The organism is Rhizobacter sp. P2_H3 (assembly GCF_056403355.1).
On the sequence record NZ_JBFUFQ010000306.1, the window covers coordinates 1 to 5,979 of the forward strand.

At 68.3% G+C, this 5,979-nt stretch carries 7 protein-coding genes; 6 read left to right on the top strand and 1 reads right to left on the bottom strand.

What is annotated here, in order from left to right; genetic code table 11:
• From AC1D1T_RS29470 to mgrA, 5 genes are all read left to right on the top strand, one after another.
• The coding region (locus AC1D1T_RS29470) for an electron transfer flavoprotein subunit alpha/FixB family protein (RefSeq protein WP_477993026.1) at window positions 1-444 on the top strand (444 nt) is incomplete at its 5' end.
• A gap of 97 nt (window positions 445-541) precedes the next feature.
• Window positions 542-2,335, top strand: coding sequence for an acyl-CoA dehydrogenase (locus AC1D1T_RS29475; protein WP_477827486.1), 1,794 nt, complete (start codon window positions 542-544; stop codon window positions 2,333-2,335).
• A gap of 25 nt (window positions 2,336-2,360) precedes the next feature.
• Window positions 2,361-3,314, top strand: a complete 954-nt coding sequence (locus AC1D1T_RS29480) for an NAD(P)H-dependent flavin oxidoreductase (protein ID WP_465112291.1) — start codon at window positions 2,361-2,363, stop codon at window positions 3,312-3,314.
• Window positions 3,315-3,411: 97 nt separating this feature from the next.
• Entirely contained in the window at window positions 3,412-3,828 is a 417-nt protein-coding gene (locus AC1D1T_RS29485) for a cupin domain-containing protein (protein WP_477993027.1), read from the top strand.
• Between the two features lie 13 nt (window positions 3,829-3,841).
• Window positions 3,842-4,885, top strand: coding sequence for an L-glyceraldehyde 3-phosphate reductase (mgrA, locus tag AC1D1T_RS29490; protein ID WP_477993028.1), 1,044 nt, complete (start codon window positions 3,842-3,844; stop codon window positions 4,883-4,885).
• On the opposite strand, the gene AC1D1T_RS29495 is transcribed toward mgrA, so the two are convergent.
• Entirely contained in the window at window positions 4,867-5,211 is a 345-nt protein-coding gene (locus AC1D1T_RS29495) for a hypothetical protein (protein ID WP_477828393.1), read from the bottom strand. The two genes, mgrA and AC1D1T_RS29495, sit on opposite strands and share 19 nt — an antisense overlap.
• 234 nt (window positions 5,212-5,445) lie before the next feature.
• Here AC1D1T_RS29495 and AC1D1T_RS29500 point away from each other — a divergent pair.
• Window positions 5,446-5,979, top strand: a 534-nt coding sequence (locus tag AC1D1T_RS29500; RefSeq protein ID WP_477993029.1) for a 2-oxoglutarate dehydrogenase E1 subunit family protein, incomplete at its 3' end; no start/stop codon positions are given.

The following is a 5,979-nucleotide window of genomic DNA, read 5'->3' on the forward strand; positions in this document are numbered from 1 at the left end:
GTGGAGAGCATCGCCGCCGCGGCCGACGGCGGCAAGAGCAGCTTCGTCGGATCCGAGATCGCGAAGAACGACCGCCCCGAGCTGACGGCCGCGAAGATCATCGTCTCGGGCGGCCGCGCGCTCGGCTCCAGCGACAAGTTCAACGAGGTGCTGACGCCGCTGGCCGACAAGCTCGGCGCCGCGCTGGGTGCGAGCCGCGCCGCGGTGGACGCCGGCTACGCGCCGAACGACTGGCAGGTCGGGCAGACCGGCAAGATCGTCGCGCCGCAGCTGTACATCGCGGCCGGCATCTCGGGCGCGATCCAGCACCTGGCCGGCATGAAGGATTCGAAGGTGATCGTCGCGATCAACAAGGACCCCGAGGCACCGATCTTCAGCGTGGCCGACTATGGCCTCGAGGCTGATCTCTTCACGGCCGTGCCGGAGCTGGTGAAGGCCCTGTAAGACCCGGAGCCTGCGCCGCAAGCAGTGCCCCGCAAGCCCGTTGGCTCGATCGAATCAACGGGCTTTCTTTTGCCTGAACGAGAACAAGGAGACAACGATGAGCTACATCGCCCCCGTCAAGGACATGCTGTTCTGCATGAAGGAACTCGCCGGACTGGAGGCCGTGGCGCAGCTGCCCGGCTTCGAGGACGCCGGGCTGGAGACGGCGCAGGCGGTGCTCGAGGAATGCGCGCGCTTCAACCAGGAGGTGCTCGCGCCGCTGAACTTCGAGGGCGACAAGAACCCGTCGTCGTGGAAGGATGGCCAGGTCACCACCACGCCCGGCTTCAAGCAGGCCTTCCGCCAGTTCGCCGAAGGCGGCTGGCAGGGCTTGCAGCATCCGTCGGATTTCGGCGGGCAGAACCTGCCGAAGACGATCGGCGCGGCCTGCATCGAGATGCTCAACAGCGCCAACATGAGCTTCGCGCTGTGCCCGCTGCTGACCGATGGCGCGATCGAGGCGCTGCTCACCGCCGGCACCCCCGAGCAGCAGGCGCTGTTCCTGCCGAAGATGATCTCCGGCGAGTGGACCGGCACGATGAACCTGACCGAGCCGCAGGCCGGCTCCGACCTCGCACTGGTGCGCACGCGCGCCGAGCCGCAGCCCGACGGCAGCTACAAGATCTTCGGCACCAAGATCTTCATCACCTACGGCGAGCACGACATGGCGGGCAACATCGTCCACCTGGTGCTGGCCCGCGTGGTCGGCGCACCCGAGGGCGTGAAGGGCATCAGCCTGTTCCTGGTGCCGAAATTCCTGGTGAATGCCGACGGCTCGCTGGGCGCGCGCAACGATGCGCACTGCGTGAGCATCGAGCACAAGCTGGGCATCAAGGCCAGCCCGACCGCGGTGCTGCAGTTCGGTGACCATGGGGGGGCCGTCGGGCAATTGATCGGCCAGGAGAACCGCGGCCTCGAGTACATGTTCATCATGATGAACGCGGCCCGCTATGCGGTGGGCATGCAGGGCATCGCGGTGGCGGAGCGGGCCTACCAGAAGGCGGTGGCCTATGCGAAGGACCGCGTGCAGTCGCGCCCGGTCGACGGCTCGGTGGCCGGCAGCGCGAGCATCATCCACCACCCCGACGTGCGCCGCATGCTGATGACGATGCGCGCCCTGACCGAAGGCTGTCGCGCGATGGCGCTGACGGCCGCGGCCGCCTACGACGCCGCGCATGCGCACCCCGATGCCGAGGTGCGCCAGCAGAACCAGGCCTTCTACGAGTTCATGGTGCCGCTGGTGAAGGGCTACAGCACCGAGATGAGCCTGGAGGTGACGAGCCTCGGCGTGCAGGTGCACGGCGGCATGGGCTTCATCGAGGAGACCGGTGCGGCGCAGTACTACCGCGACGCGAAGATCCTGACCATCTACGAGGGCACGACCGCGATCCAGGCGAATGACCTGGTCGGCCGCAAGACGGCGCGCGACGGCGGCCGGACCGCGAAGGCGATCGCCGCGCAGATCGAGAAGACCGAGGCCGAGCTGGCACGGCGCGACAGCGTGGCCGCGCGTGCGGTGCTGAAGCGGCTGGCCGTGGCGCGCGAGGCCTTCGTGCAGGTGGTCGAGTTCGTGGCCGGATCGACGAAGGCGCATCCGAACGCGGTGTTCGCCGGCTCGGTGCCGTACCTGATGCTGGCCGGCAACCTGATGGCCGGCTGGCAGCTGGCGCGGGCGCTGCTGGTGGCCGAGACGCAGCTGGCCGCGAAGGAAGGGGATGCGAGCTTCCTCCAGTCCAAGGTCGCCACCGCACGCTTCTATGCCGAGCACATCCTGAGCCGCGTGCCCGGCCAGCGCGATGCCATCCTCGACGGCGCCGACAGCGTGATGGCGCTGGCGATGGACGCATTCTGATCTGTCAATTCAACGGAGACCCGCCTTGTCGCTTCCGCCCGTTCTGCAGAACCTGCCGCTGCCGGTGATCGGCTCGCCGCTGTTCATCATCAGCAACCCGAAGCTCGTGATCGAGCAGTGCAAGGCCGGCATCGTCGGCGCGATGCCGGCGCTGAACGCGCGCCCGGCCGAGCTGCTCGACGAGTGGCTGGCCGAGATCACCGAGACGCTGGCCGCGCACGACCGCGCGCACCCGGAGCGCCCGGCCGCGCCGTTCGCGATCAACCAGATCGTGCACAAGAGCAACGACCGGCTCGATCACGACATGGCGCTGTGCGCGAAGTACAAGGTGCCGGTCATCATCACCTCGCTCGGCGCGCGCACCGACGTGAACGACGCGGTGCACGCCTGGGGCGGCATCGTGCTGCACGACGTCATCAACAACTTCTTCGCGAAGAAGGCGATCGAGAAGGGCGCCGACGGGCTGATCGCGGTGGCGGCCGGTGCCGGCGGCCATGCGGGCGTGAAGAGCCCGTTCGCGTTGGTGCAGGAGATCCGCACCTGGTTCGACGGCCCGCTTGCGCTGAGCGGCTCGATCGCGAGCGGCGATGCGATCCTGGCGGCGCGGGCGATGGGTGCCGACCTGGCCTACATCGGCTCGGCCTTCATCGCGACCGACGAAGCACGCGCGAGCGACGACTACAAGCAGATGATCGTCGCCAGCAGCAGCGACGACATCGTCTACAGCAACCTCTTCACCGGCGTGCACGGCAACTACCTGAAGGGCTCGATCGTGAAGGCCGGGCTCGACCCGGAGAACCTGCCCGAGAGCGACCCGAGCAAGATGAACTTCGGCGGCGATGCGCGCAAGGCCTGGAAGGACATCTGGGGCTGCGGGCAAGGGATCGGGGCGATCGATTCGGTGGTGCCGGCGCGCGTGCTGGTGGAGCGGCTGCACGGGGAGTACGAGGCGGCGCGGCGCAGGCTGGCGGTGGCCTGAAGGGATTCGCGCCGGATCCTTCCCTGGCAATCCCGGTTGACGCTGCGGGTTCGCCGCGCGCACAGTGCCACCGCGCATGTCGCGCGAGGAGACCGCCATGAAGAACATGTCCCGTCCGGCGCTGATGCTGTCCGGCGCCTTGCTGTTTTCCCTCGGCCTGGCCACCGGCCTCACCGCCCAGACGCTCACCGATTCGCCGCAGCGCGCCGAGCAGAAGCGCACAGACCTGAGCGGCACGCCCAACATGGAGGTGATCGCGTCGATCGTCGAGCTGAAGCCGGGCCAGAGCAGCAACCTGCATGTGCACCACGGCGTGGAGRCCTTCCACGTGCTGCAGGGCGCGATGGTGCAGGCGCCGGGCAAGGATGCCTCGATGATGCCCACCGGCCTGACCGGGCTGAACCTGCGCGACGTGCAGCACGGCAGCTTCAAGGTGGTCGGCGACATACCCTTGAAGTTGTTCACGGTGCACATCGTCGACAAGAATGCACCGCTGTACGACTTCGTCAAATGACACCCCGGGCACCATGACCTACACCGCCGCGGCCGACCGCTACGAGACCATGACCTACCGCCGCTGCGGCCGCAGCGGCCTGAAACTGCCGGCGCTGTCGCTCGGCCTGTGGCACAACTTCGGCGATGCCACGCCGCTCACCGAGCAGCGCGCGCTGCTGCGCACCGCCTTCGACCTCGGCATCAACCACTTCGACCTCGCCAACAACTACGGCCCGCCGTACGGCAGCGCCGAGACCAATTTCGGGCGCCTGCTGCGCGAGGATTTCAAGCCCTACCGCGACGAGCTGGTGATCTCCACCAAGGCCGGCTACGACATGTGGCCGGGCCCGTACGGGCAGGGCGGCGGCTCGCGAAAATACGTGCTCGCGAGCCTCGACCAGAGCCTGCGGCGCATGGGCCTGGACTACGTCGACATCTTCTACTCGCACCGCTTCGATGCCGCCACGCCGCTGGAGGAAACCGCCTCGGCGCTCGCGACCGCGGTGCAGTCGGGCCGCGCGCTGTACGTCGGCATCTCGTCGTACTCGGCCGGCAAGACGGCCGAGATGGMGCGGCTGCTGCGCGAGCGTGGCGTGCCGTTGCTGATCCACCAGCCGTCGTACAGCCTGCTGAACCGCTGGATCGAAGGCGAGCTGCTCGCGACACTCGAGGGCGAAGGCGCCGGCTGCATCGCCTTCAGCGCGCTCGCGCAGGGGCTGCTGACCGACAAGTACCTGAACGGCGTTCCGGCGGATGCGCGCATCAACAAGCCGGGCGGTGGCTCGATGAAGGCGGAACACCTCTCGGCCGCCAACCTGGAGCGCGTGCGCGCGCTGCGGGCGATCGCGCAGCGGCGCGGGCAATCGCTCGCCCAGATGGCGCTGGCCTGGGTGCTGCGCGACCCGCGCGTGACGACCGCGCTGATCGGCGCGAGCCGGCCCGAGCAGTTGCGCGAGAACGTGGCAGCCCTGTCACGGCTGGATTTCAGCGCGCAGGAGCTGGCCGAGATCGACCGGCACGCGCAGGACGGCGGGCTCGATCTGTGGGCGCGCTCCAGTCACGACGAGGCGTTCTGACTCGGCGGCAACACCTCGACGTCCAGTTCGACCTCGTAGTCGCAATCGCAGCCCTGGCCGGCGGCGATCAGCCGCGCGACCGCCCGGCCGGCCCAGCGGCGCAGCCATGCCGGCCCGGGCAACTGCCGCGCCCGCACCAGCACGCCGCAGCGGTAACCGCCTTGTACCTCCCACACCAGCGCCGCGCAGGTGCCGTGGCGCCGCCGGCTGACCAGCACGCCGACCGGGCACGGCTCGCTCGCGCAGCACACGCCGCAGCCGTTGCAYGGGGCGCCGAACGCCGGTTTGGGCGGCGCGTCAGGGTGGATCCGGATGATTCGTCGCACGGCATCGTCCGATGGGAGGAGGCGATTGTCGCCCGCGGGAAACTCGCCGATCCCACGAGGTAGACCGCAGAATTCCAACGGTGTTACAGTCGCGCCCGTGACTTTCAGGTCCTTCCCGTCCCCTTGCTGGTAAATCAGTCAAGGCGGGTCGCAATCCGCCAGCCGGTCTAGCCGTGTCGCGGAAGGTTTCTCAACCCACTACAGCACCGGAAACCGGTGTGAAAGGTGAGCGAAATGATGCAGGAATACAGGTCGAACTCGTACCTGTTCGGGGGCAATGCGCCCTATGTCGAAGAGATGTACGAGGCTTACCTCGACAACCCGGGCTCGGTGCCTGACAACTGGCGCGCCTACTTCGACGCCCTCCAGCACGTTCCTGCCGCCGACGGTTCGTCGGCTGCCGACGTTCCGCACGCACCGGTCGTCGAATCGTTCGCTCAACGCGCCAAGGCCAACGCCTTCGGCAACAAGGCCAGCAGCGCCGACCTCGCGGTCGCCCGCAAGCAGGTCCACGTCCAGTCGCTGATCGCCGCCTACCGCTTCCTCGGCTCGCGCTGGGCCGACCTCGACCCGCTGAAGCGCCAGGAGCGCCCGAAGATCCCCGAGCTGGAGCCGGCGTTCTACGACCTGAGCGAGTCCGACATGGACATCTCGTTCAGCGCGACGAACACCTACTTCACGACCGCCGAGCAGATGACGCTGCGCCAGATCGTGCAGGCGCTGCGCGAGACCTACTGCAGCTCGATCGGCGCCGAGTACATGCACATC

Coding starts and splice junctions, on each gene's coding strand:
- AC1D1T_RS29475 (WP_477827486.1), top strand. CDS start 542: ATGAGCTACATCGCCCCCGTCAAGGACATGCTGTTCTGCATGAAGGAA.